The sequence below is a fragment of the Rhizobium sp. AG207R genome, assembly GCF_027109195.1.
GTDB classification, from domain to species: Bacteria; Pseudomonadota; Alphaproteobacteria; order Rhizobiales; family Rhizobiaceae; genus Rhizobium; species Rhizobium dioscoreae.
In genome coordinates this window covers 435,771-460,514 of sequence record NZ_JAEPVT010000003.1, presented here as the reverse complement: position 1 = coordinate 460,514, position 24,744 = coordinate 435,771, and the positions used below count along the sequence as shown (strand labels likewise).

Annotated in this window: 19 protein-coding genes and 1 pseudogene; 14 read left to right on the top strand and 6 right to left on the bottom strand. The window is 58.4% G+C overall.

All coding sequences use genetic code 11. The features are described 5' to 3' along the window. Positions 1-2 precede the first annotated feature (2 nt). The 3 genes and pseudogenes from virB11 to JJQ51_RS09645 form a co-directional block, all read left to right on the top strand. Entirely contained in the window at positions 3-992 is a 990-nt protein-coding gene (gene virB11 / locus JJQ51_RS09655) for a P-type DNA transfer ATPase VirB11 (RefSeq protein ID WP_269244619.1), read from the top strand. 619 nt (positions 993-1,611) lie between these two features. After that, positions 1,612-3,186: a Fic family protein gene (locus JJQ51_RS09650; protein WP_269244618.1), complete on the top strand. Its 1,575-nt coding sequence runs from the start codon at positions 1,612-1,614 to the stop codon at positions 3,184-3,186. Between the two features lie 778 nt (positions 3,187-3,964). Next, a pseudogene (locus JJQ51_RS09645) lies at positions 3,965-4,179 on the top strand (helix-turn-helix domain-containing protein); the annotation flags it as partial. Between the two features lie 15 nt (positions 4,180-4,194). On the opposite strand, the gene JJQ51_RS09640 reads toward JJQ51_RS09645, so the two are convergent. Both JJQ51_RS09640 and JJQ51_RS09635 read right to left on the bottom strand, forming a co-directional pair. Then, positions 4,195-5,604 (bottom strand): O-antigen ligase family protein, encoded by a 1,410-nt coding sequence (locus JJQ51_RS09640; RefSeq protein WP_269244617.1) that lies wholly within the window; start codon positions 5,602-5,604, stop codon positions 4,195-4,197. 133 nt (positions 5,605-5,737) lie between these two features. Beyond that, positions 5,738-6,313, bottom strand: coding sequence for a sugar transferase (locus tag JJQ51_RS09635; RefSeq protein ID WP_113352755.1), 576 nt, complete (start codon positions 6,311-6,313; stop codon positions 5,738-5,740). A 187-nt stretch (positions 6,314-6,500) separates the two neighbouring features. On the opposite strand from JJQ51_RS09635, the gene JJQ51_RS09630 reads away from it, so the two are divergent. After that, the gene (locus JJQ51_RS09630) at positions 6,501-7,439 is read left to right on the top strand and encodes a UDP-glucose 4-epimerase family protein (RefSeq protein WP_145321881.1); all 939 of its coding nucleotides are present in this window, start codon (positions 6,501-6,503) and stop codon (positions 7,437-7,439) included. A gap of 10 nt (positions 7,440-7,449) precedes the next feature. Here JJQ51_RS09630 and JJQ51_RS09625 read toward each other — a convergent pair whose 3' ends face one another. After that, positions 7,450-8,736, bottom strand: a complete 1,287-nt coding sequence (locus tag JJQ51_RS09625; protein ID WP_113352753.1) for a nucleotide sugar dehydrogenase — start codon at positions 8,734-8,736, stop codon at positions 7,450-7,452. A 258-nt stretch (positions 8,737-8,994) separates the two neighbouring features. Here JJQ51_RS09625 and JJQ51_RS09620 point away from each other — a divergent pair, with 258 nt between their 5' ends. Then, the gene (locus JJQ51_RS09620) at positions 8,995-9,183 is read left to right on the top strand and encodes a hypothetical protein (protein WP_113352752.1); all 189 of its coding nucleotides are present in this window, start codon (positions 8,995-8,997) and stop codon (positions 9,181-9,183) included. Positions 9,184-9,211: 28 nt separating this feature from the next. On the opposite strand, the gene JJQ51_RS09615 is transcribed toward JJQ51_RS09620, so the two are convergent. Further along, entirely contained in the window at positions 9,212-9,520 is a 309-nt protein-coding gene (locus JJQ51_RS09615) for a conjugal transfer protein TraD (RefSeq protein WP_308936556.1), read from the bottom strand. Then, positions 9,489-9,713, bottom strand: a complete 225-nt coding sequence (locus JJQ51_RS09610) for a TraC family protein (protein WP_113352751.1) — start codon at positions 9,711-9,713, stop codon at positions 9,489-9,491. The genes JJQ51_RS09615 and JJQ51_RS09610 overlap by 32 nt, the downstream gene beginning before the upstream one ends. A 191-nt stretch (positions 9,714-9,904) precedes the next feature. On the opposite strand from JJQ51_RS09610, the gene traA reads away from it, so the two are divergent. The 4 genes from traA to JJQ51_RS09590 all read left to right on the top strand — a co-directional run bounded on the left by traA (position 9,905) and on the right by JJQ51_RS09590 (position 17,308). Further along, positions 9,905-13,789 carry a Ti-type conjugative transfer relaxase TraA gene (gene traA, locus JJQ51_RS09605; protein WP_269244681.1) on the top strand — a complete coding sequence of 1,295 codons (3,885 nt, stop codon included), beginning with the start codon at positions 9,905-9,907 and terminating at the stop codon, positions 13,787-13,789. A 154-nt stretch (positions 13,790-13,943) separates the two neighbouring features. After that, a complete protein-coding gene (locus JJQ51_RS09600; protein WP_113331396.1) occupies positions 13,944-14,627 on the top strand; it encodes a YoaK family protein in 684 nt (227 codons plus the stop codon). 151 nt (positions 14,628-14,778) lie between these two features. Continuing rightward, positions 14,779-15,762 carry a UDP-glucose 4-epimerase GalE gene (gene galE, locus JJQ51_RS09595; protein ID WP_269244616.1) on the top strand — a complete coding sequence of 328 codons (984 nt, stop codon included), beginning with the start codon at positions 14,779-14,781 and terminating at the stop codon, positions 15,760-15,762. Then, complete coding sequence (locus tag JJQ51_RS09590) at positions 15,740-17,308, top strand: alkaline phosphatase family protein (protein WP_269244615.1); 1,569 nt, start codon at positions 15,740-15,742, stop codon at positions 17,306-17,308. Before galE ends, JJQ51_RS09590 begins: the two co-directional genes overlap by 23 nt. Positions 17,309-17,314: 6 nt before the next feature. On the opposite strand, the gene JJQ51_RS09585 is transcribed toward JJQ51_RS09590, so the two are convergent. Then, entirely contained in the window at positions 17,315-17,821 is a 507-nt protein-coding gene (locus JJQ51_RS09585; protein ID WP_113396415.1) for a DUF1993 domain-containing protein, read from the bottom strand. Positions 17,822-18,195: 374 nt separating this feature from the next. Between JJQ51_RS09585 and JJQ51_RS09580 the strand changes: the two genes are divergently transcribed. The 5 genes from JJQ51_RS09580 (at position 18,196) to JJQ51_RS09560 (ending at position 24,731) form a co-directional block, all read left to right on the top strand. Beyond that, positions 18,196-19,122 carry a sugar ABC transporter substrate-binding protein gene (locus JJQ51_RS09580; protein WP_113396414.1) on the top strand — a complete coding sequence of 309 codons (927 nt, stop codon included), beginning with the start codon at positions 18,196-18,198 and terminating at the stop codon, positions 19,120-19,122. Between the two features lie 74 nt (positions 19,123-19,196). Beyond that, positions 19,197-20,738 (top strand): sugar ABC transporter ATP-binding protein, encoded by a 1,542-nt coding sequence (locus JJQ51_RS09575; protein ID WP_113352746.1) that lies wholly within the window; start codon positions 19,197-19,199, stop codon positions 20,736-20,738. A 32-nt stretch (positions 20,739-20,770) separates the two neighbouring features. After that, a complete protein-coding gene (locus JJQ51_RS09570) occupies positions 20,771-21,796 on the top strand; it encodes an ABC transporter permease (RefSeq protein WP_113331408.1) in 1,026 nt (341 codons plus the stop codon). Positions 21,797-21,983: 187 nt separating this feature from the next. Next, entirely contained in the window at positions 21,984-23,042 is a 1,059-nt protein-coding gene (locus JJQ51_RS09565; RefSeq protein ID WP_113352745.1) for a dipeptidase, read from the top strand. Between the two features lie 48 nt (positions 23,043-23,090). Continuing rightward, a complete protein-coding gene (locus JJQ51_RS09560; RefSeq protein ID WP_113352744.1) occupies positions 23,091-24,731 on the top strand; it encodes an ABC transporter substrate-binding protein in 1,641 nt (546 codons plus the stop codon). Positions 24,732-24,744 lie beyond the last annotated feature (13 nt).

The window sequence follows — 24,744 nt, the reverse complement described above, 5'->3', positions numbered from 1 at the left end:
AGATGGCGGAAGCTTCAGATGCTCGTGTGGTGCGTGAATTGCTTTTGCCATTGTCTCGCTTCCTGAAGGACACGTCGCTGTATGAGATCGTCGTTAACCGCCCAGGTGAAGTCCTGACCGAGGGAACGGAGGGATGGCGACGCCATGCGCTGCCGGATCTTAGCTTCGAGAAGCTCATGCGTCTGGCCCGGGCCATTGCAAGCTATTCGAACCAGGCAATCGACGAGGCCCGGCCAATCCTGTCGGCCACCTTGCCAGATGAAGAGCGGATTCAGATTGTTGTTCCGCCGGCAACGAGCAAGGGCACGGTCAGCGTCACGATCAGAAAGCCGTCGTCGGTGACGCTGACGTTGGATGATCTCGAAAGGGGTGAATTATTTTCCAATGTCTCCTCGTCGAACCGTCATAGCGAATCCTCAGATGCGAGATTGTACAAGATCCTCAAGGCAGGCGATTACGCGACGTTTCTGCGTGCGGCGGTTCTTGCGCGCAAGAACATTATCATCTCGGGGGCGACCGGATCGGGCAAGACCACCCTGTCGAAGGCATTGATCCGGCATATCCCGGAGCATGAGCGGATAATCTCGATCGAGGATACGCCGGAGCTGGTCATCTCGCAGCCCAATCACGTCAAGCTTTTCTATTCGAAAGGAGGGCAGGGGCTGGCGAAAATCAGCGCGAAAGATCTGCTCGAATCGTGCCTCAGGATGCGACCCGATCGCATTCTTCTACAGGAGTTGCGCGACGGCTCGGCCTTCTACTACATCCGCAATGTCAATTCAGGACATCCTGGATCGATCACAACGGTGCATGCCGATTCTGCGGCGCTGGCACTTGAGCAACTGACGTTGCTCGTAAAAGAGTCGGAGGGAGGTCGTGACCTTGAGCGCGGCGATATTCATGGTTTGCTGAAGGTCGCGGTCGATATCATTGTCCAGTGCAGGCGGATCGACGGGAAGTTTCGGGTGAGCGAGATTTACTTTGAGCCGTGATCGAGCGGAGAAATGACTAGTTCCTGCATTTTGGTTTGTTCGCTTCAGCCGAGGTTCCTTGTAAACGGAAAACAGGCCTAACCGATTTTCTAGAGCTTTCTTTTCTTCGGGTTCAAGCGAACCGCCTCGCTCATCGGAAAACTGAGCTGAAAAATGGCCGATGTGAATGCGAATTCGGGTACGTGAGCGCTCTCCAGGGCCACACGCCGTCTTTCGTCGCGCAGCCTCGTAGTTGCCCGCAGGTTATCCGAAAAATATCGAGAGCATTGGCGTGCAAATACTTTAATTTCGCGGTGGCGAGCCGGTCGGTCGCAGCATCATCGACTTGGCAATGACGCTTTTAGTGTGTTGTTGAGCGAAAAGGCGATTTCGTCAGTCGCTTTGGGCTTCTAATTGATTTTCTATAACGGCCTCCGTTATTAATCGATTTTCGATAAAAACTTACGGTTTCGATGAGGCTTATGCCCACTGTTAATCAATTTTCGATATGATTAATCGTATATAAGCGTTTTTCGATGCGAATAACTGATTTCCGATGTAAGCGATTTTCGATATTATGCCTCGAAAATAATCATCTTTCGATGGTGTAACTTGTTTTTCGATGAGGAAGGAAGTCGGCATGACAGCCAATCCCGCAAATCCAACGGTCTTCCAAGAACGTATTGTGCCAATGGATACGGTCCCCGTTGGGTATGCAGCTCTCGTTCAGAAATACGGAATTGCAGCCCCTGTTCGTCGCCCCTCATGCGTCGCGAAGGGCTTCGTCTATGGCTCGAGGAGAGCACATGAGGATTGGACGATCTTCGACAAGCGCTTCGCTCCAGAGGACAGCTTGCTTGGACATCTGTCTTTCGCATTGAGGCACGAGACGATCGATCTGTTGATCCTAAAAAAGCTATTTCACATCGTCCCGGCAAGTGAGATCGCAGCGCTGATCGAAGCCGAACCGACGAGCAGTGCGACGCGCAGGATCTGGTTTTTCTATGAATGGCTGACAGGTACGCGCCTTGACATTCCGGACGCGGAACGGGGGAACTATGTTGAAGCGCTTGACACCGCGAGCTACTTCACATCGTCCCCCGTGAATTCGCCCCGTCACCGCGTGCGAGACAATCTCCTTGGCACACCAGCATTCTGCCCCGTATTAAGGCGTACCGAATATCTCGTCGACACGGTCGCCCACCGCTGGGACGCTGAAGCCAAAGAGCTCATCGGAAAGATCGGAAAGGGGATCGTTACGCGCGCGGCAAGCTTTCTGCTTCTGTCGGATAGCCAGGCATCCTACCAGATCGAAGGCGAACGCCCGCCGCGAAGCCGCCTCGAGCGTTGGATGAGGGCTGTTGCTCAAGCGGGAAAGCGGCCGATCACAGTGGACGAACTCGTGCGCCTCCAGCACATTGTGATCGAGGAGAGCCGGTTCATCAAGCGCGGGCTGCGAGACGCCGGCGGCTTTATTGGCGATCGCGACTGGAACGACGATCCTCTCCCCGAATTCATTTCAGCCCGGCACGAAGACATTAGCGATCTGCTCGGAGGGATCATAGCCGCAGGAAGCAGGATGGCGGAGAGTGGGGTCGATGCCGTACTTCAAGCCTCGGTCATGGCCTTCGCCTTCGTCTTCGTCCATCCCTTCGAAGACGGAAACGGTCGCCTGCATCGGTACCTCATACACCATGTTCTGTCTGAGCGCGGATATACGCCCGCTGGCATGATTTTTCCCATTTCTTCCGTACTTCTTGAACGCCAGGAGGAGTATGGCGAGCGCCTGCGCGGTTACACCGGACCGCTGTTGCCCTTTATCGAATGGGTGCCGACACCGGAGAAAAACGTGAGTGTCCTCAACGACACTGCCGATCTCTACAGGTTCGGGGATTATACGAAGTTGACGGAATTTCTCTATGCTTGCGTCGTACAGACGATCAGGCATGACCTGCCAAATGAGATCGATCACCTCGCGCGCTTCGATGAAGCGAAGGGACGCATTCAGGATTTCCTTGAGATGCCGGACGGGATGATCTCCAGTCTCATCAATTTCATCCGTCAGAACGAGGGTACGCTTTCCAAGAAGCGGCGCAGTCGTGAATTCGAAAAGATGACGGACGAGGAGGTAACGTCAGCGGAAGCGGTGGTTCGCGACGCCTTCGACATCAGCCTATCGAATGAGGATGGCGCGCCCAAAGGCCCGCTCGGCTAGGCTCAGCCTTTCCAATAGGGCCAGCACGTCGATCGACGGTTCAAGCGGTAATGGGGGGCGGCACGAAGGCGCGCACGATTCGCCCGCTATAGGGGTCTCGACGAAGCGGCCTAGCCGAAGGTTAGAAGCTGAAACGGACATGTCCAATTACGAGAGTGCAGTGTTATTTAAGCAATTGGCTCCTGGCTTAAATAGGGGCTGAGCTAAGTTAAGCGCCCTTAAATGGCGGAGCGATACCATTTTGGGCGGGTAGCTGTGTCAGCGAATGGCTTCTTCGGGCTCAGCGGACGATGCTCAACCACCGATATGGAGGAAGGTATTCGATCGGCGTTTACAAGGTCTGCTAGACATCACCGCTTTGGCAGAGGGTGCATTTTCGGAACCGAATACTTCCTGCATGCGCAGGACGCGGATTTGTCGGGAACGATCCTGGCCCGATACGACATAGATCGAACGTCTTGTCGCCAATCGCGAAGAAGGGTGATCTCAAGGCGCTGAGTTTGCTTGTGATGAAATGTTGCCTAGATCATCCAACGATGAACTTGAATTCCGCCTCGCGTCAAAAACGACTTCTCGCCGGCAGCGTTCGAACTTTTCCACCACCAAACGCGCTAGTTTCTACGCTTTTCACGCGGGGGCCATCAGTCGCTCTTCGTGCGTCGTAGCTCGGCGGGTATGGACGGCTTTGGAGGCCTCGGTGCCCGACCTGAGAGATAGGTGACGAATTGTACCGGAGATATGGGTGGTAACACTTTCGGCTTTTTGGCGGGAGGTGTTGATGCCGTGGAGAGAGCCTTCGGTGATCGAGGAACCTCTACGCTCTGTCGCCCGGCTGCTGGAGGCGAAGGCATGAGCGATGTGTGCCGGGAGTTCGGGATCTCGCCCAAGACCGGCTACAAGGTTTTCAACCGCTACAAGGACGATGGCCTGGAGGCGCTGACGGATCGGTCACGGCGGCCTGTGCGCTATGCCAACCAGCTACCCGAAGCAGTCGTGCAACTATCATGCTCACGCTCTCACGGCCGCTTCTTGCCGTTCCCCTTTAGAGATCGTCAAATACTCCCCCTTCAGCCGCATGTGACACCAGCAGGCGAAGGCGGAGCTTGCGAAGGCCAGGCTTTCGCCGATCGCCAGGCGGTTGTTGGAGTTGCTGAGGAGCGTCAATGAGAAAAAGAAAAGGCAGGCGATATAGGCGTGCCATGCGGCGCGCGGAATAATGCCGGCCGTGCGGGCGCGCCAGACGGCGCGGATGAAGGTGGCGAGCATAAAGCCCATGATTGCCGCACCGAACAGGCCGTAACGTACTAGGATTTCCAGATAGCCGTTGTGCAGCAGCGTGTACTGAACATGCGAGTAGCGCGTCTCGGCCCAGCGTTCGAGCCACCGATTGCCCCAGCCGAAGATCGGCGCCGATGAAAAGACTTCCCAGCTGTTCGACCAGAGCTGCAGGCGTTCGTCCATCGACACCGGTGTATTGCTGGAGCTGATGGCGTTTGAAACCACGCCGCCCATCTCATGGCCATTGGCCACATTTTCGACCATGGAAAGGGCTGCCGATACAGTTGGGCCGGCCGTTTTGTCCAGATTGTGCCTGACGCCATAGATCCCTGCGATCAACAGGGCCGCGACGGCGATAATAATGATGGCACCGCTCCTCAGGCGCAGGTAGGTCAGCGTAATGAGCGCAAGGACAGGCAGTGTGATGCCGAGTGCCAGCCAGACGCCTTTCGACTTGGCACCGTAAATGGCGATGAAACAGAGCGCGAAGATGAAGGGCGACGCGATATAGGCGAAGCGGGCGATCCGGCGGTCGCTCGATTTGTTCGTTAGGTAATGCAACAGCCAGAATAGGGTGAAGATCACGATCATGCCGCAGGCGACGGCGCCGTGGATCTGGTTGTTCATAATCAGCGGGCGGATGGTTTCGCCGGCAAAGACCTCGCGCAGATGCTGAGTGGCGACCAGCATGACGAGCACCACGGCGAAATAGGCCGCGACGATCTTTTCCATCAGCTCTTCGTAGAGCAGGAAGGCGACGCCCATGATGGGGAAGAAGAAGGGGAAGGCATAGAGCCAATCCGAAGCGCCGATATCGTGCTGCGGCGTCAGCCAGAAGGTGATGAAGAAACGCGCCATGACATAGAAGGCCCAGCCCATGCAGAGCCAGCCGATCCAATCGGTGCGCGGCCGTATCGGCGCCTTCATATAGTAGTAGAGGGCGATCAGAGAGAGGAGCGCGGTGGCATACCGGTAGGCGTCGCTCTCGACGACGGTCGGCGAAGCGATAAGCAGCCAGAGAATGCCGCCGATGATGGCGAGCGGCTTCGTCATGTTGCTTCCTGCCTTCGTGACGCCGATCGGTTCGGCTGCAAGATCAGCATGCGGTTTGTTGATGCGCGAGTCGTCCAATGTCGTCATCCGCCTTTGTCCAGAATCGGTTCACCATCCGGCATTCCTCGCCCCGTCACGGGCCGTATGGTCGCAAAGGGGCAGGAATACGGCAATTTTCCCGCGCCGTTGTGTCACTGATGCCGATTTCGCTGATTGTTTGTCAATGAGCAACTCCGTCGCGCCGGACCACTTTCAATACCGTCAGGAAAATGATCTTCAGATCGAAAAGAAAGGAGCGTCGGTGCAGATAGTCCTCGTCCAGCGCCACCTTCTCGGGGATCGGCAGCTCGTCGCGGCCGTTGACCTGCGCCCAACCGGTCAAGCCCGGTAGCAAAGCGTCGACGCCACGTTCCGTGCGCAGTGCGACGAGATCGTGCTGGTTGAATAGCGCCGGGCGCGGGCCGACGATGCTCATCTCGCCTCTCAGGATGCACCAAAGCTGCGGCAACTCGTCGAGGCTCGACTTGCGCAGGAAGGAGCCGATCGGCGTCAGATAGATCTTGGGGTCCTTCAACAGATGGGTCGCAACCGCCGGCGTATCCGTACGCATGCTTCGAAATTTCGGCATGCGGAAGATCTTATTTTTCCGGCCGACCCGATCCGACCAATAGAGGATCGGACCAGGTGAGGTCAGACGCACTGCAAGTGCGACGATCAGGATCGGGATGAAAAAAACGATGGTCGCGGCTAGAGCGGCGAGAAAATCGAAAAGGCGCTTGGCGATCGTATAAAACATCGTCTCTTGTCGTTGCATCACCCTCTGTTCTGAGGGTGATCAAGGTCGTCAGTGTTCCGTCCATCTCATATCGCGATTTCAAGCACAACCAGTCCCGGCAAGATTCCCCGCCCTTGTTCTAAGCAGACATCCCGTGCAAAGCATGTCCCAATTAATCATGGTGCGGAAAAGTGGAGGCAGCTGGCGGATGATCCTGGTGACGGGTGCGACGGGTTTTGTCGGACAAGCTCTGTGCACGGAGCTTTCCCGCCGGCGAATGGAGTATCGGCCGGTCAGCCGCAACTCCCGCCCAGGCTTCGTCGCCATCGGGACGATGGATCGCGATACGGATTGGACCGATGCGCTTGCCGGCGTCGATGTCGTCATGCATCTGGCGGCCCGCGTCCATGTCATGAACGAGAGCGCCGCCGATCCCTTGGCTGCGTTCCGAGCCGTCAATGTCGATGCGACCGTCAACCTGGCGCGACAAGCCGCGGCCGCGAGCGTAAAACGCTTCGTCTTCCTGAGCTCGATCAAGGTCAATGGCGAGGAGACGGCGGAGGGGGAGCCTTTCAAGGCTTCCGATATACCGAATCCGGAAGATGCCTACGGCCGCTCGAAACTGGAGGCGGAGGAGGCCTTGCTCGCGATATCAGCGGAAACGGGCATGGAGGTCGTCATCATCCGGCCGCCGCTCGTCTATGGTCCCGGCGTTAAGGCGAATTTCGCAAGCTTGATGAGGTGGGCTGCGCGGCCGTTTCCCTGGCCGTTTGGGGCGGTTCGAAACCGCAGGTCGCTCGTTTATATCGGCAATCTCGTCGATTTCATGCTGCTCTGCGCCAGCCACTCTGCCGTCAGTAATCGTGTATTCCTGGTCAGCGATGGCGAAGATCTTTCGATTGGCCAGCTGATCTCCAAACTATCTCTGGCTGCAGGGCGCAAGGCTTGGATACTACCGCTGCCGCCTGCGCTGCTTGAGGGACTTGCCGCAATTCTGGGACGTCGAGCCGCCGCGCGGCGATTGCTTAGCTCGCTTCAGGTCGATATTGGCGAGACGCGGGCGCTCACCGGCTGGTCGCCGCCTTACTCCGTCGAAGAAGGGTTGGCGGCAACGGTCGCCGGCGGGGATAAAGGCGCGCTGAGCTAGCGTTTCAGCCTTACAGACTCCAGACTGAGTGACCTTCCAGCAGAGGATTACTCCGATCGAGAGCTGCCTTCACGTCGACGACGACGCCGTTCTCGCTCAAGAGATCGAGGATAGTGGCTGCACCTTCCGCCAGATAGGATTTATGGGGAACGGCAAGCACGACGGCATCAAGCTTGCCGAAATCCTTCAGCTCCATCAGGCGAATGCCGTATTCCTCCTCGGCTTCCGCATGGCTCGCCATCGGATCGTGCACCAGCGGCTCCAGGCCGAACTGATGCAGTTCGCTTATAATGTCGGGAACGCGGCTGTTGCGCAGGTCAGGCACATTTTCCTTGAAGGTCAGACCGAATATGCCGATGCGCGCGCCATTGATCGGCTTTTTCGCCGCAACCAGCATCTTGATGAGCTTCTGGGCAATGAAGGCGCCCATTCCGTCATTGATGCGGCGGCCGGAGAGGATGACTTCGGGATGATAGCCGAGCTCTTCTGCCTTGGCAGTCAGATAATAGGGGTCGACGCCGATGCAGTGGCCGCCGACCAGGCCGGGAGTAAAGGGCAGGAAGTTCCATTTCGTCCGTGCCGCCTTTAAAACATCGGCGGTGCGGATATCCATTTTCTCGAAAATGATCGAAAGCTCGTTCATCAGTGCGATGTTGACGTCGCGCTGGGTGTTTTCGATCACCTTGGCGGCCTCGGCCACCTTAATACTCGGGGCGCGATGAATGCCCGCCTCGACCACGGCACCATAGATGGCGGCGATCTTTTCCAAGGTTTCCGCATCATCGCCGGCGACGACCTTCACGATGCGCTCAAAGGTGTGTTCCTTGTCGCCAGGGTTGATTCGTTCCGGCGAATAGCCGACATGGAAATCCTCGCCCTGGCGCAGCCCGGAAACTTCCGCCAGCACCGGGCCGCAGACCTCTTCGGTAACGCCGGGATAGACGGTCGATTCATAGACAACGATCGAACCCTTGCGCAGGACTTTGCCGACGGTGCGCGAGGCGGAAATCATGGGCCGCAGGTCGGGCTGGCGGTTCCGATCGATCGGCGTCGGCACGGCAACGATGAAGATATCGCGATCCTTGAGATCCTCGATCTCGCTGCTGATGTGCAGTCCGCTCGACCGCAGCCGTTCAGAAGAAATCTCCCGGGTATCGTCCTTGCCCGCCTGCAGCGCAGTGACGCGAGAGGCTTTGATGTCGAAGCCGACCACATCATGGAATTTTTCGGCAAGCGCAATCGCGACAGGTAGGCCAACATAACCGAGGCCAATGACGGCAATTTTTTCGTTCAACACAACATACCTCGAACACTCCGCCTGAATTAGCCCGAATTTGAAGCTGATGTCAGCGCCTAATATTTGCCCTCGGGATCATTTCAGCCGCAGTCGCATGAATGTGATGACCGGTCGGTCACTTTGAAACAAGTGTGAAACGGCGGCATTGCGGCATTTCGTGACAAGAGTTTCAGGTGGGTGATGGGACGTCTATCGAAACTTTCTGATTTCGAACCTATTTATTGGGAGTGACTTCATTTCTTTGAAAGCGTATTCGCAATGCGAAACAGCTATCTCAAACATCTGCGCACACAGCGCGAGCAGCTTGAAGCCAAGCTTGAGCTGCACATTGCCCGCTATTGTTTTGGCGAAGGCGAGGTGGACGACGGTACCGAGGCGGAGCTCCGTCAACGCATCGCGGAAATCTCCGACGAGATTGCCGCTCTCGAGGCCGAACGCGCGGAGTAAGATTTGCGCGCGCCACCTCACTTTATCGTCATGCTAGGTCCTTGCTTTCCGAATTCGTCATGCGTGCATCGGCGCGGAACGCTTCCATACCAATCTTGTGTAGATGGCGGTATTGCGCGGTATCAGGCGGGATCCGGCTCGCCTCGATCAAGGCGCCGAGCAGGAACGCACGATCGGCCTTTCGCAAGCCAGCCTTGATGATCAATCCGCCGAAGATCATCTTTTCGCGCGTTTCGCGCTTGCGATCTTTTATCATGTCACGCTGCTGCCTGCGTTCGAGAAGCATAATCCGCTGATCTAGCCTCTTAAGTGGATGCGCCCGTTTTCCTTTTTTCACCGTCGCGAAATCGCGCTGTGATTTCGGCGAGAACCTCATTGAGCTCGGCGTCGGAAATGTCCAGTTCCGCGAGACCTGCCCTCCGTGCCGCGCTAGCGAAACGTTCATTGGCCTTGGCGACCATCCTCTTGCGCTTCTCCCTGAGCAGCTCGATCTGCGTGTCCATCTCGGAAGCCGTGCTTCTTGCACGCATGCCCTGTCCTTTCTTTCATCGGGATCAAATCTAATGGAATCTTTTATACTGCATTAAATGCAGTAGTCAAATGGACTGAAATAATATAGGAAAGTGGAATTCATCCTAGAAAACCGGCCTATTATGGGCCTTTTCGCCAGGTCTCTCGATATCTATGCGGTACCGATGTGCTGGAAAAGGAAGAGTCAAATTTGGCTATTATGTTTTTGAGAGCGAAAATGATCAGCCGCGGAGCGGGACAGAGCGTTGTCTCGGCTGCTGCCTATCGGCATCGTACCAAGATGACGGATGAGCAGGTGGGGACCAAGTTCCGCTACTCCGCAGGCGCGGCCGAACTCATATACGAGGAACTCGCTCTTCCTGATGATACGCCGGCATGGTTGCGAGTTTTGATCGACGGACGATCGGTTGCCGGCGCCAGTGAAGCGCTCTGGAATGTTGTCGATCGTTTCGAGACCCGGTGCGATGCACGGCTTGCGCGCGAGATCATCCTTGCCCTTCCAAACGAGCTCAGCAGGACGGAGAATATTGCGCTGGTGCGCGATTTCGTTCGCGAGAACCTCCTGTCGTGCGGAATGGTTGCAGACTGGGTCTATCACGATAAGAAGGGAAATCCGCACGTCCACGTTATGACCACACTGCGTCCGCTGACCGCGGAAGGGTTTGGGCCGAAGCAGATCGCTATCGTCGACGACACCGGCGAGCCTCTGCGCCTCAAAAGCCCAGATAGGCCGAAAGGAACAATCATTTACCGTCCGTGGGCAGGCAACAAGGAAACGATGGAGGAGTGGAAGCTTGCCTGGGCTCAAACGCTAACGCGCCATCTGGCACTTGCCGGTCACGATATCCGCATAGACGGCCGCTCCTACGAGGAGCAGGGATTGCGGGGAATGGGGCGGCGCCATATCGGTCCTGCCCGTACGGCGCTTCTACGCAAAGGTGCCAATGTCTATTTCGCGCCGGCGGCATTGGCACAGCGTTACGAGACGGCGGAACGCCTCACTGCCGACCCCGGGCTACTGCTTAGGCAACTCAGCAATGAGCGCTCGACCTTCGATGAAACCGAGATTGCCCGCGCCCTGCACCGCCATGTTGATGATCCAATCGTCTTTGCCAATATCCGCGCGAAACTGATGGCGTCTGAGGAATTGGTAATGCTGCGGCCGCAGAAGGTGAGTGCGGAAACTGGTGCGGTCGAGCTGCCGGCAGTCTTCACGACGCGCGCGACGATCAGAACCGAATTCCACATGGCGCGGTCGGCATTCAATCTCTCGAACATCGGTGGCTTTGCGGTATCACCTTCCCAAGTTGATGCTGCGATTGTTGAGATTGAGGCGGCGCCCGACAAGGCCATTCGCCTTGACCCTGAGCAGCTCGATGCGGTTCGGCATGTCACAGCTGATAGCGGCATTGCCGCAGTCGTCGGTATTGCGGGCGCTGGCAAATCGACATTGCTGAGCGTGGCACGTATTGCCTGGGAGCGAGACGGCAGGCGCGTCCTCGGAGCGGCGCTCGCCGGTAAGGCGGTGGAGGCATTGAATAGCAGTTCCGGGATCCGTTCGCGTACAATTGCCGCTTGGGAGCTTGCCTGGAAAAACGACTATGACCTGCTGCAGAAGGGCGACGTGTTGGTTCTAGACGAAGCTGGCATGGTATCGTCGCAACAGATGGCGCGTCTTCTCAAACGCGTCGAGGATGCGGGCGCGAAAGCAGTTCTTGTTGGCGACGCAATGCAACTTCAGCCGATCCAGGCGGGGGCTTCCTTCCGTGCCATCATCGAGCGGATCGGCTTTGCCGAATTGGTCGGCGTTCGCCGCCAGCGGCACGAATGGGCGCGAGAGGCGTCCCGTCTGTTTGCCCGTGGAAATGTTGAGGAAGCCTTGAAGGCCTATAGCGCCCATGGCCATCTCCTTGAAAGTGACACGCGCAATGATGCGGTTCAACGCATCGTCTCCGACTGGGCCAGCGCTCGCCTTGAGGTCATTGCCAAGGCGCAGGTCGAAGGTCGTAAGTTGCGTGGCGACGAGTTGATGGTTCTGGCCCACACCAACAGCGATGTGAGACGCCTCAACGACGCGATCCGTGCGATCCTGTTGCAACAGGATGCGCTTGGGGAGGGTAGGTCGTTTCGTACAGAGCGCGGCATACGTGAGTTTAGCGAGGGAGACCGGATCATCTTCCTCGAAAATGCACGGTTCGTCGAACCCAAAGCCCCTCACTTAACTGTTCAGCACGTCAAGAACGGCATGTTTGGAACGGTCATATCGACAGCGGGTCGAGGCGGGGTACCATTGCTTTTGGTTCGGTTGGACAGTGGTCGGGATGTCATGTTCTCCGAGGAGACTTATCGCAACGTCGACCATGGCTATGCCGCAACGATTCACAAGACTCAAGGATCGACCTTCAACCGCGCTTTCGTGCTGGCAACAGGCATGATGGACCGACACCTGACATATGTTGCCATGACGCGTCATCGCGAGCGTGTCGATCTTTATGCGGCAAGGGAAGATTTTCAGCCAAAGTTCGAACGGGCCAAGACGACACGCGTCGAGCATGCCACTGGCATCACCGGCGAGGTTGTTGAAATCGGACTTGCGAAGTTTCGCAAGCGGGACGACTCTGGTCCTTCTCCTTATGTCGACGTCAGAACGACCGATGGAACCACGCATCGCCTTTGGGGCGTCAATCTGCCCAAGGCGCTTGAGACGGCCGGCGTCGGGGTCGGGGATATAGTGACCATGCGCAAGGAGGGGACTGAAAAAGTTACCGTTAAAATGCCCGTTGTTGATGAGGAAACGGGGGCGAGGCATTTCGAGGATCGCATTGTCGGCCGCAATATTTGGACGGCATATTCAATTGATAAGGCCGAGGCTCGGATGGAGCAAATTGACGCCGAACACCGCCCGCCGACGCTCTTTGCGCAATTGATTGAACGGCTGTCGCGCCCCGGCGAAAAGACTACGACGCTCGATTTCGAAAACGAGCCGTCTTATCAATCCGTAGCTTTCGATTTCGCACGGCGGCGCGGCATCGACACTATCGCGGAGTATGGTTACGCCGTCGAGTTACAGGTGGAGCGCCTATCCAATTGGCTCACGGCAAAAAGTGATCATGTGGCGCGGCTCTGGCGACGGGCGAACGTGCCCCTGGAGGTGCCAGTCGCAACTTCAGGGGGGAATGCTTTTATTCACTCAACACACGACAGAGACGCCTTGCCCGTTCCGGGGGCGGATGCTTCCGATCTATTACCCGCAGTGAACTCCCTTAGCCCATCGTTTGCAGAAGAGGCGCGTCTCGCCCAACTCGCATCTCCTGCGATGTTGCCGGCGGTCACGAAATTCAATGTAAGCCTCGACGAGGAGGCCCGAACACGCGTAATCGAGACTGAGCATTACAAACAGGCGAGAGCAGCACTCACCGCGACTGGGTCCGTGATCTGGCGCGATCCCGCAGCCGCTGTGGCGATGATCGAAGATCTGGTGCATAAGCAGATCGACCCTGAGCGTATTGCACGTGCCGTCGCCACAGAGCCAACTGCCTATGGCCCTTTGCGCGGTAGCGGCAGAACGTTGGATAGGCTGCTCGCTGGTGGCCGCGAGCGTAGGGAAGCTCTGCGGGCGGTTGAAGCAGTTGGTGCTAATGTACGCTCTCTGGGGCGATTTTACTTGAGCGCTTTTGAGGACGAAATAGCGGCGGTCATGATAGAGCGGGAACGGATGGCAATACCTATTCCGGCGTTGACGAGAACCGCTCAGACAGCGCTGCGACACATTTCGTCCGAGACGGAGAAGAAGCCGCGCGAACTGGCACGATTGGTCCGGTCGTTGTCGGCAGATGTCCGTCAGGAATTTTCTCTCGTTAGCAAGGCACTTGATGCTCGCTTCGGACCCGGTGTCATTTTGCGCAATGAAGCTGATGCTGCCAACATGGTCTCAAAGTCTCAGCAGACGGACTTCAAGGCCATCCTGGGCCAATTGCGCATGGTCCAACGTGTCGTCGCTACAGATAGGGCAGAAGAGATTATCGCCGAGCGCCAACTTCGAACGATCAACCATGCCCGTGGCGTTGATCGCTGAGAGCATCCGGAGATTTTAGAGGGAACGATAGGCTTATATCCGGACCGACCGGCGCCGCACGGCGATGTTTCGCTTCTCCAGCGCGCAAACGTCTCGACATCGGAGGTCATTCGGCGCGATAAGGTCGGAGACGATCGAAGCGAGCGAGAAAGCAATGAAGCCGAGCCTGCCCACCCTTCTGAGCATCAATGGCGGCTATGTCGATACCGCGGGGTTTCTTGCCCTGCATGGCCTGTTCACGGCGCATGTCACGGGCAATTTCGTCACGCTCGGTGCTTCCCTGGCGCTTGGAACGTCGGGCGCGCTGGCCAAGCTTCTGGCGTTGCCGGTTTTCTGCGTCGTCGTCATTCTCGCCCGTCTCCTTGGCGGCGATCTCTCGCGGCGCAATCTGCCGACGCTGCAGATCATCCTCTCGCTGAAATTGCTGCTATTAGCGTTCGCGGCGATCCTCGCTTTGCGCTTCGGTCCGTTTGGCGATGGAGACGGCTGGCAGCCGCTTCTGACGGGCATGACCCTTGTCGCCGCCATGGCTATCCAGACGACGGCGCATCGCATTCACCTCGGCTCGACACCACCGACGACCATGATGACGGGCACGACGACGCAGATCATGATCGACATCGCCGATCTGCTCCATGGTGCCAAGCCAGAAGAAAAGGCGGCGATGCAGGCGCGGCTTCGCCGCATGGGAGCGGCCGTCGGCGGCTTTGCCTTCGGCTGCGCGCTGGCGGCGGCGCTTTTCCTGATCGTCGGCATGGCTTGTTTCCTGCTGCCGCCGGTTCTGGCGCTTGCGGGAATTCTCATGCATAGCGGCAAGGCGGAGGTGAAGCCGGCTTAGCTTTTTCGCCTGCGTCCATTCTTGAGACTACCAATCTTGCTCCTTTCTCCCGCCTTGCAAGTCGGCTACAGCTCTCTAAGTGTACGCGTCGGATCGAACCGGTCCGCCGCGTTCGAGGCGGCAAATCCTTGTGAGTTAAGAAGGGATGGTCATGGCAGGAGAAACGGTGCTTGTGGTCGGCGGAGCCGGATATATCGGTTCGCACACTTGTCTGGATCTGGCGAATAAGGGGTTCAAACCCGTCGTCTACGACAATTTCTCCAATGGGCATCGCGAATTCGTCAAATGGGGTCCGGCCGAGGAAGGCGATATCCGCGATCGGGCGCGCCTCGACGAGGTGCTGGCCAAGCACAAGCCTGCCGCTATCCTGCATTTCGCCGCACTGATCGAGGTCGGCGAATCGGTCAAGGATCCCGTCGCCTTCTACGAAAACAATGTCATCGGCACGCTGACGCTGCTGTCCGCAGCGCAGGCGGCCGGTGTGAAGGCTTTCGTCTTCTCCTCGACCTGCGCAACATACGGTCTGCCGCAGAGCGTGCCGCTGGACGAGAGCCACCAGCAGGTGCCGATCAATCCTTATGGCCGCACGAAATATATCGTCGAGCAGGCGCTGACGGATTATGACCAATACAAGGGGCTGCGCTCCGTGGTTCTGCGCTATTTCAATGCTGCCGGCGCCGATTTCGAGGGGCGCATCGGCGAATGGCATACGCCGGAAACCCATGCGATCCCGCTCGCCATCGATGCCGCCCTTGGTCGCCGTCAGGGCTTCAAGGTCTTCGGCAGCGACTATGACACGCGCGACGGCACCTGCGTGCGCGATTACATCCATGTGTTAGACCTCGCCGACGCTCATGTGCGAGCCGTGCAATATTTGCTTGATGGCGGCGATTCCGTCGCGCTCAACCTCGGCACCGGCACGGGAACGACGGTGAAGGAATTGCTCGGAACGATCGAGACCGTGTCGAACCGGCCGTTTCCGGTCGAGTATGTCGGCCGCCGCGAGGGCGATTCGACGACGCTTGTCGCGAATAACGACAAGGCTCGCGATATTCTTGGCTGGTCGCCGCAATATGACCTGACCGAGATCATCCAATCCGCCTGGAATTGGCATGCCAAATCCAACCAGCACTAAACGGCGTTCTGTCGCTGGTGTTGAGGGCAAACGCCCGAATGTCCTGCTGATTTCAGCCGACCAGTGGCGGGGAGATTGCCTCTCCGCCGTCGGGCATCAATGCGTGAAGACGCCGAATGTCGATGCGCTCGCGCGGGAAGGCGTGCTCTTCCGGCGGCACTATGCCGGAACGGCCCCCTGTTCGCCGGCGCGCGCGACGCTCTATACCGGTCTTTACCAGATGAACCATCGTGTTTGCCGCAATGGTTCGCCGCTGGATGGCCGTTTCGACAATGTCGCGCTCGCGGCGCGGCGGGCCGGCTATGACCCGACGCTGTTCGGCTATACCGACACGGCGCCCGATCCGCGCCGCCGCGATCCCCACGATCCGCATCTGACGACCTATGAGGGAGTACTGCCCGGCTTCACGCCGCGGCAGCTTTTGCCCGAGCACGAGAAACAATGGCTTTCCTGGCTGCGGTCGCGCGGCCATGCCGATGCCGTCAGCCGGGATATCCATATTCCCGTCGGCGCCGAACCCGGCGAGATTTCCAGCAACGCACCCGCCTATTCCAAGGAGGAGACGCAGACGGCCTTTCTGGCGGGCGAATTCATCCGCTGGCTCGGCGAACAGGATCAGCCCTGGTTCGCGCATGTTTCCTTCCTAAGGCCGCATCCGCCTTTCTCGGTGCCGGAGCCTTATAACCGTATGTTTTCGCCCGCCGACGGCCCGACCTTTGCGCGCGCCGCCGATCGCGAGACGGAAATGGCAGCGCATCCGCTGCTCGCCTTTGGCCTACCACTGATCGGCAAGAGCGGCTTCATCTATGGCGGCAAAGGCTCCATTAGCGACTGGACGTCACAAGACTTTGCGGCGATCCGCGCGATCTATTACGGCATGATTGCCGAGGTCGACGCGCAGCTCGGCCGGATCTGGCAGGCATTGAAGGATGCAGGCGCCTGGGACGATACCATCATCGTCTTCACATCAGATCATGCCGAGATGATGGGCGACCACTGGATGCTCGGCAAGGGCAGTTTCTTCGACGGCAGCTATCATGTGCCGCTCGTTATTCGCAATCCCGGCCAGCTTGCCACGCACGGCCGGCAGGTGGAGCATTTCACCAGTGCTGCGGATATTTTCCCGAGCCTGTGCGACCGGCTTGGCATCGCCCCGGCAAATCATGTCGATGGCGAAAGCCTGCTGCCGTTCCTTTCCGGTTCCGAGCCGGAAAACTGGCGCGACGCGGCTTTCTGGGAGTTCGATTTCCGCGATATTGCCGAGGGTGTCCCCGAGCAGCATTTCGGCTTGCGGTCCAATGCCTGCAATCTGGCGGTCGTTCGCGACGAGCGCTTCAAATATGTCCATTGCGCCGGGCTGCCGCCGCTGCTCTTCGATTTGGCGAAGGATCCGGCCGAGCTGTCCAATGTCGCCGAAGACGGCGCCTATATGGCGATCAGGCTTACCTATGCCGAAAAGCTGCTTTCCCTTCGCGCGGAGCATCTCGACCAGACGCTCGCCTATACGGAACTGACGGAAAAAGGGCCGGTCTCGCTCCGGCCCTGAATCATCTTAGCCGAGTGCGCCGAGATAATTCATCTTGCCCACCGCCAGGCCGCGGCTGCGCAGGATGTCGTGCGCAGTGGTGACGTGGAAGAAGAAGTTCGGCAGCGCGAATTTCGCCAGGTAATCTTCGCCCTTGAAGGTGATCTTGTTGCCTCCCGGCGTGATCGTCACTTCCCGCGTTTCGCTGCCTTCCATGGTGGCCGGCGTGATCGTCGCCAAAAAATCCTGCGTCTTCTTCAGACGCTCCCGCAAGTCCGCGACGGTCGTCTCGTTATCTTCGAAACGCGGCGCATCGATCCCGGCGAGACGGGAAATGGTGAGCTTCGCCGTATCCGAGGCGCGCTGGTACTGGCCGGAGAGCGGCAGCATGTCGTCGATCAGGCGCGCGGAAACGAGTTCCTCCGCCGCAATGCCTTTCTCCGTCGCATAGGCTTCGATCTTGTCGAGATAGGCCGAAAGGTTTTGCAGGCCGCGTTGAAAGATGGGGACTGAGAAACTGTACATCGAGGGCATGCGTTTTCTCCATTGCGGGCCGCGGCGCGGCTGGTGGGTTTGCCGACATTCTATTCCGTTTCCATCTCGATGGAATAATCGTTCTACGGTATCGGCGCTTATATGTAGGGTTAGACCGCCTATTCTTGCACCAGCGGACACGAGAAAACGCGTCGTCGTGAGGTCCCGTTTCGGGGACTAGAATTTGCTGTTGACCTTTCCCTTGAAAAATGGAATGAATATTCCGGATAGAGAATTTTACGGTTTGTTTGTTCCGTTTTTCGATGTGGTCGCCATGGGAGTGGCGGCTGAATTGACTAGAGGCCCCGCAGTCGAAACTGGGGGCTCCGGCATTTAGGAGGGGTGTGGCCGGGCACCTTATCTGGGAGGAAAACATGAAGAAATTTATCCTTGGCTCCGCGATGGCTCTTCTGCTGTCGACCGCTGCCCACGCCCAAACCATCGGCGTTTCGATGGCGCTCTTCGACGACAACTTCCTGACCGTTCTGCGCAACGGCATGCAGGACTACGCCAAGGACAAGGGCGTGACCCTGCAGGTCGAAGACGCCCAGAACGACATCGCCAAGCAGCAGAGCCAGATCCAAAACTTCATCGCCAGTAAGGTCGATGCCATCATCGTGAACCCGGTCGATACCGACGCGACGGCTGCGATTTCCAAGCTCGCCGCCGACGCAAAGATCCCGCTCGTCTACGTCAACCGCGAGCCGGCAAACGTCGACAGCCTTCCGGACAAACAGGCTTTCGTCGCCTCGAACGAGCAGGAATCCGGTACGCTGGAAGCCAAGGAAGTCTGCCGGCTGCTGGGCGGGAAGGGTAAGGCCGTCATCATGATGGGCGAGCTTTCCAACCAGGCTGCCCGCATGCGCACCAAGGACGTCCATGATGTCGTGGCGACCGACGAGTGCAAGGGCATTAAGATCGTTCAGGAGCAGACCGCCAACTGGCAGCGCACCCAGGGTGCCGACCTGATGACCAACTGGCTCTCCAGCGGCATCGAATTCGATGCCGTCATCTCCAACAATGATGAAATGGCGATCGGCGCTATCCAGGCACTAAAAGCTTCCGGCAAGTCGCTGGACAAGATCGTCGTTGCGGGCGTCGACGCCACGCAGGACGCGCTTGCCGCCATGCAGGCTGGCGACCTGAAGGTCACCGTGTTCCAGGATGCCGCCGGCCAGGGCAAGGGTGCAGTCGATGCCGCACTCAAGCTTGCCAAGGGCGATAAGGTCGAGAAGAAGGTCTATATCCCCTTCCAGCTCGTCACGCCGGCTAACGTCAAGGACTTCGTCAAGAAGAACTGAGGACGAGAGTGATCGACGGATACGGGCTTAAAAAGCCCGTATCCTTTGAAATCCGATCTGCCCGGGAGGGAAAAATGGTTGTGAGCCCATCCACCATGGCGGCGGTGCGCGCCAGCGGCGTTGTTCCCAATGCCGCCTATCTGTTGAGCGCCGAAGGCATCCGCAAGGAATTCCCCGGCGTGCTCGCCCTCGATGACGTTTCCTTCCGCCTGAAGCGTGGAACGGTGCATGCGCTGATGGGCGAAAACGGCGCGGGCAAGTCGACGCTGATGAAGATCCTTGCCGGTATCTATATCCCCGATCAGGGCGAGGTACGCCTCAAGGGCGTCGAAATCCGGCTGAAGTCACCGCTCGACGCACTGGAAAACGGTATCGCCATGATTCATCAGGAATTGAACCTGATGCCATTCATGACGGTTTCGGAGAATATATGGATCCGCCGCGAGCCGAAGAACCGTTTTGGCCTCGTCGACCATGCGGAGATGAGCCGCAAGACCGAGGAGCTCTTCCAGCGCCTCAACATTTCCATCGATCCTGAAATCCAGGTGCGCGAGCTTTCTGTCGCAAGCCGCCAGATGGTCGAAATCGCCAAGGCGGTCTCCTATAATTCCGACGTGCTGATCATGGATGAGCCGACCTCGGCGCTCACCGAGCGCGAGGTGGCGCATCTATTCCAGATTATCCGCGACCTGCGCGCCCAGGGCATCGGCATCGTCTACATCACCCACAAGATGAACGAGCTGTTCGAGATCGCCGACGAGTTTTCGGTGTTCCGCGACGGCAAATATATCGGCACGCATGCCTCCACCGATGTGACGCGCGACGACATCATCCGCATGATGGTCGGCCGCGAGATCACGCAGATGTTCCCGAAGGAGGAAGTGCCGATCGGCGAGACCGTGCTGTCGGTCAAGGATTTGAGCCTCGACGGCGTCTTCTCCAATGTGTCCTTCGATGTGAGGGCCGGCGAGATCCTCGGCGTGGCCGGGCTTGTCGGATCGGGTCGGTCGAATGTGGCCGAGACCATCTTCGGCGTGACGCCTGCTACCTCCGGCACGATCGAGCTTTTTGGCAAGAAGGCCGAGATTTCCTCGCCGGCGGCGGCAATCCGCCACGGGATGGCCTTCCTGACGGAGGACCGCAAGGATACCGGCTGTCTTCTCATCTTGAGCGTGCTCGAGAACATGCAGGTGGCCGTGCTGCACGACAAGTTCGTGCGAGGCGGCTTCGTGCAGGAGGGCGCGATCGAAGAGGCCTGCGAGGAGATGGCACGCAAGCTGCGCGTCAAGACGCCGAACCTCGACGAACGCATCGAAAATCTGTCCGGCGGCAATCAGCAGAAGGCCCTGATCGGCCGGTGGATGCTCACCAATCCGCGCATTCTGATCCTGGACGAGCCGACGCGCGGCATCGATGTCGGCGCCAAGGCCGAGATCCATCGTCTCGTTACCGAGATGGCGCGCAACGGCGTCGCCGTCATCATGATCTCGTCGGAAATGCCCGAGGTGCTTGGCATGAGCGACCGCATTATGGTCATGCATGAAGGACGGGTCACGGGATTCCTGGATCGTGCGGACGCAACTCAAGTGAAGGTGATGGAGCTGGCCGCGCAGTGACGCCGCCAATCATCGCAAGGGAGGATTGAACCATGGTTAGCAAAGTTGCAGAGGCGACCGCCCCGGCGGTCACACGGCCAAGACGTCGCCGCGTGCCGCCCGAACTCGGCATCTTCCTGGTGCTGATCGGCATCGCGCTCCTCTGCGAGGTCCTCGGCTGGATCTTCGTCGGCCAGAGCTTCCTGATGAACCTGCAGCGCCTGAAGATCATGATCCTGCAGGTCTCGGTCATCGGCATCATCTCGGTCGGCGTGACGCAGGTCATCATCACAGGCGGTATCGACCTCTCGTCCGGCTCCGTCGTCGGCTTGACGGCCATGGTCGCTGCAAGCTTTGCCCAGTCGTCGACATGGGCAAGGGCCGTCTATCCCGCACTGACCGACATGCCATTCTTCGTGCCGATCGGCATTGGCTTGCTGATCGGCCTGCTTGCCGGCTACATCAACGGTCAGCTGATCACGAAAACGAAGATCCCGCCCTTCATCGCGACGCTCGGCATGATGGTTTCGGCCCGCGGCCTGTCGAAGCTTTATACCAAGGGCCAGCCGATCTCAGGCCTGACCGACCAGTTCAATTTCATCGGGTCGGGAATTTGGCCGGTCGTCGTCTTCCTCATCATCGCGGTCCTCTTCCATGTCGTGCTGCGCTACACGCGCTATGGCAAGTTCACCTATGCGATCGGCGCCAATGTGCAGGCGGCGCGCGTATCGGGCATCAATGTCGAGGCGCATCTGGTCAAGGTCTATGCGATTGCCGGGCTTCTGGCCGGCCTTGCCGGCATCATCACGGCCGCCCGCGTGCAGACGGCGCAGGCCGGCATGGGTGTGAACTACGAGCTGGATGCGATCGCGGCTGCGGTCATTGGCGGCACGTCGCTGACCGGCGGCGTCGGTCGCATCGCCGGCACGGTGATCGGCACGGTCATCCTCGGTGTCATGATCTCCGGCTTCACCTTCCTCAATGTCGATGCCTATTACCAGGAAATCGCCAAGGGGTTCATCATCGTCGCGGCTGTTGCCATCGACGTCTACCGCCAGAAGAAGCGGGCCAAGCGCTGAAATGCCCGACACATCGTCAGCGTTCTAACATGCTCTCAAGGCGGGGTTTTTACCCCGCCTTTTCCATTTGACGATGCCATTCCATGCAAATGCAAATTTTTTTCATTTGGGTATGGCGAATCCTGTCAGCTTTTCTATTCTGGCCGCTTTCCATTCGCTCACTCGAGCGCTTCATCCGGGATAGACAATGCAAGCCGTATTCGATGGTCATAACGACGTTCTCCTGAGGCTCTGGCATCACGCGCGCGACGGCGCCGACCCGATCGCCGAATTCCGGGACGGGACGTCGAGCGGTCACATCGATGCTCCGCGGGCCAAGGCCGGCGGTTTGGCCGGGGGGCTGTGCGCCATCTATATTCCCTCGGGCGATCTCGTTTTCGCCGATCCTGATAGCAATGGCCATTATGCCACGCCTTTGGCGGCTCCGCTGGAGCGCGCGCCCTCTCTCGACATCGCGCTGGACATGGCCGCGATCGCGCTGAGACTCGACCGCGCCGGCGCCTGGAAGCTCTGCCGGTCCACGGCCGACATTCGCGACTGCATGGAGAAAGGCATTTTCGCTGCTGTTATGCACATGGAAGGCTGCGAGGCGATCGATGCCAATCTCGTCGCGCTCGAAACCTTCTATGCCGCCGGTCTGCGCTCGCTCGGCCCCGTCTGGAGCCGCAACAATGTCTTTGCCCATGGCGTGCCTTTCGCCTATCCGAGTTCGCCGGATACAGGACCTGGCCTCACCGAGGCTGGTTTCGCGCTGGTGCGCGCCTGCAACCAGCTCGGCATTCTCGTCGATCTCGCCCATATAACCGAAAAGGGTTTCTGGGATGTGGCGAAGACGTCGGACCAGCCGCTGGTTGCAAGCCACTCCAATGCGCATGCGCTGACGCCGGTCGCGCGCAACCTCACCGACAAGCAGCTCGACGCCATCAAGGAGAGCCGCGGCATCGTCGGCCTCAACTATGCGACCGCGATGCTGCGCGACGACGCGCGCTCGGATGCCGACACGCCAATCGAGGCGATGGTTCGGCATGTCGATCATCTCGTCGGGCGTCTCGGCATCGATTGCGTCGGCCTCGGATCGGACTTCGACGGTGCGACGATTCCGGCTGAAATTGCTGATGCGGCAGGCAACCAGAAGCTGATTGAAGCCCTTCGCAACGCTGGTTATGGTGAGGCCGATCTTGTAAAGCTGTGCAGGGAGAACTGGCTTCGGGTCCTGGCGTCCGCCTGGAAGGAAGGTAGCCGGTGAAGTGCGTGCCGATATTGCGTAAAGTTTGTTAAGAGGGGAATGAAAACAATGATGATGACCAAGATGAACCGCGGTTTGCGCGCACTGTCTGCCGGCGCGGCTCTCTCGCTTCTGCTGATGGCGGCGCCGAATGCATATGCCGCCACGCCCAAGGACACGCTGGTCGAGGGTTTTGCTTTCGACGATATTCTCAGCATGGATCCGGCCGAAGCCTATGAGCTGTCGGCTGCCGAAATCACCGGCAACACCTATAGCCTGCTCGTCCGTCTCGACATTAACGATACGTCCAAGATCAAGGGTGACCTTGCAGAGAGCTGGTCGGTCTCCGACGATCACCTGACCTATACGTTCAAGCTGAAGCCCGGCCTGAAGTTTGCGTCCGGCAATCCGATCACCGCCGAAGACGTTGCATGGTCCTTCGAGCGCGTCGTCAAGCTCAACAAGAGCCCGGCCTTCATTCTTACCCAATTCGGCCTGACCGGCGACAACGTAACGGAGAAGGCTAAGGCAACCGATGCGAACACCTTCACCTTCACCGTCGACAAGCCCTATGCGCCGAGCTTCGTGTTGAACTGCCTGACGGCGACCGTCGCCGAAGTGGTCGACAAGAAACTGGTCCTGCAGCATGTGAAGCCGGCAACACCGACCGCCGACTATAAGTACGACAACGACTTCGGCAACAGCTGGCTGAAGACCGGCTTTGCCGGTTCCGGCCCGTTTAAGCTGCGTGAATGGCGCGCCAACGAGGCCGTCGTGCTGGAGCGCAACGACAACTATTATGGCGAAAAGACGAAGCTGAACCGCGTCATCTATCGCTTCATGAAGGAAAGCTCGGCACAGCGCCTGGCGCTGGAGAACGGCGATATCGATATCGCCCGCAACCTGTCGCCGACCGATCTCGAGGCCGTCGAGAAGAACCCGCAGCTTGCTTCGACCAGTGCGCCGAAGGGCACCATCTACTACATGAGCCTCAACCAGAAGAACGCCAATCTGGCCAAGCCAGAAGTGCAGCAGGCGTTCAAATATCTGGTCGATTACGATGCCATCGGCAAGACGCTGATCAAGGGCATCGGCGAGATCCACCAGACGTTCGAACCGAAGGGCATGCTCGGCTCGCTGGATGAGAATCCGTTCAAGCTCGACGTCGCCAAGGCCAAGGAATTGCTGGCCAAGGCAGGCCTGCCCAATGGCTTCTCGATCACCATGGACGTGCGCAGCATCGAGCCGGATACGGGTATCGCGACCGCCATCCAGCAGACGCTCGGCCAGGCCGGCATCAAGGTGGAAATCATCCCGGGCGACGGCAAGCAGAAGCTGACGAAATATCGTGCCCGTAATCACGATATCTACTTCGGCAACTGGGGCCCGGACTATTGGGATCCCCATTCCAATGCCGATACCTTCACCACCAACGACGACAATTCCGATACCAGCAGCAACAAGACGCTCGTGTGGCGCAACACCTGGACCGCTCCCGAACTGGAGAAGCAGGCCAAGGCGGCGCTCTTCGAGGGCGATGCTAGCAAGCGCGGCGCAATGTATCAGGACATCCAGAAGAAATTCCTGGAAGCAAGCCCCTTCATCATCCTCTATCAGCAGACGGAAGTCGCCGGCTATCGCAAGGACGTGAAGGACTTCAAGCTTGGTCCGAGCTTCGACAACAACTTCGTCTGGCCGATCTCCAAGTGATGATCCGGCAGGA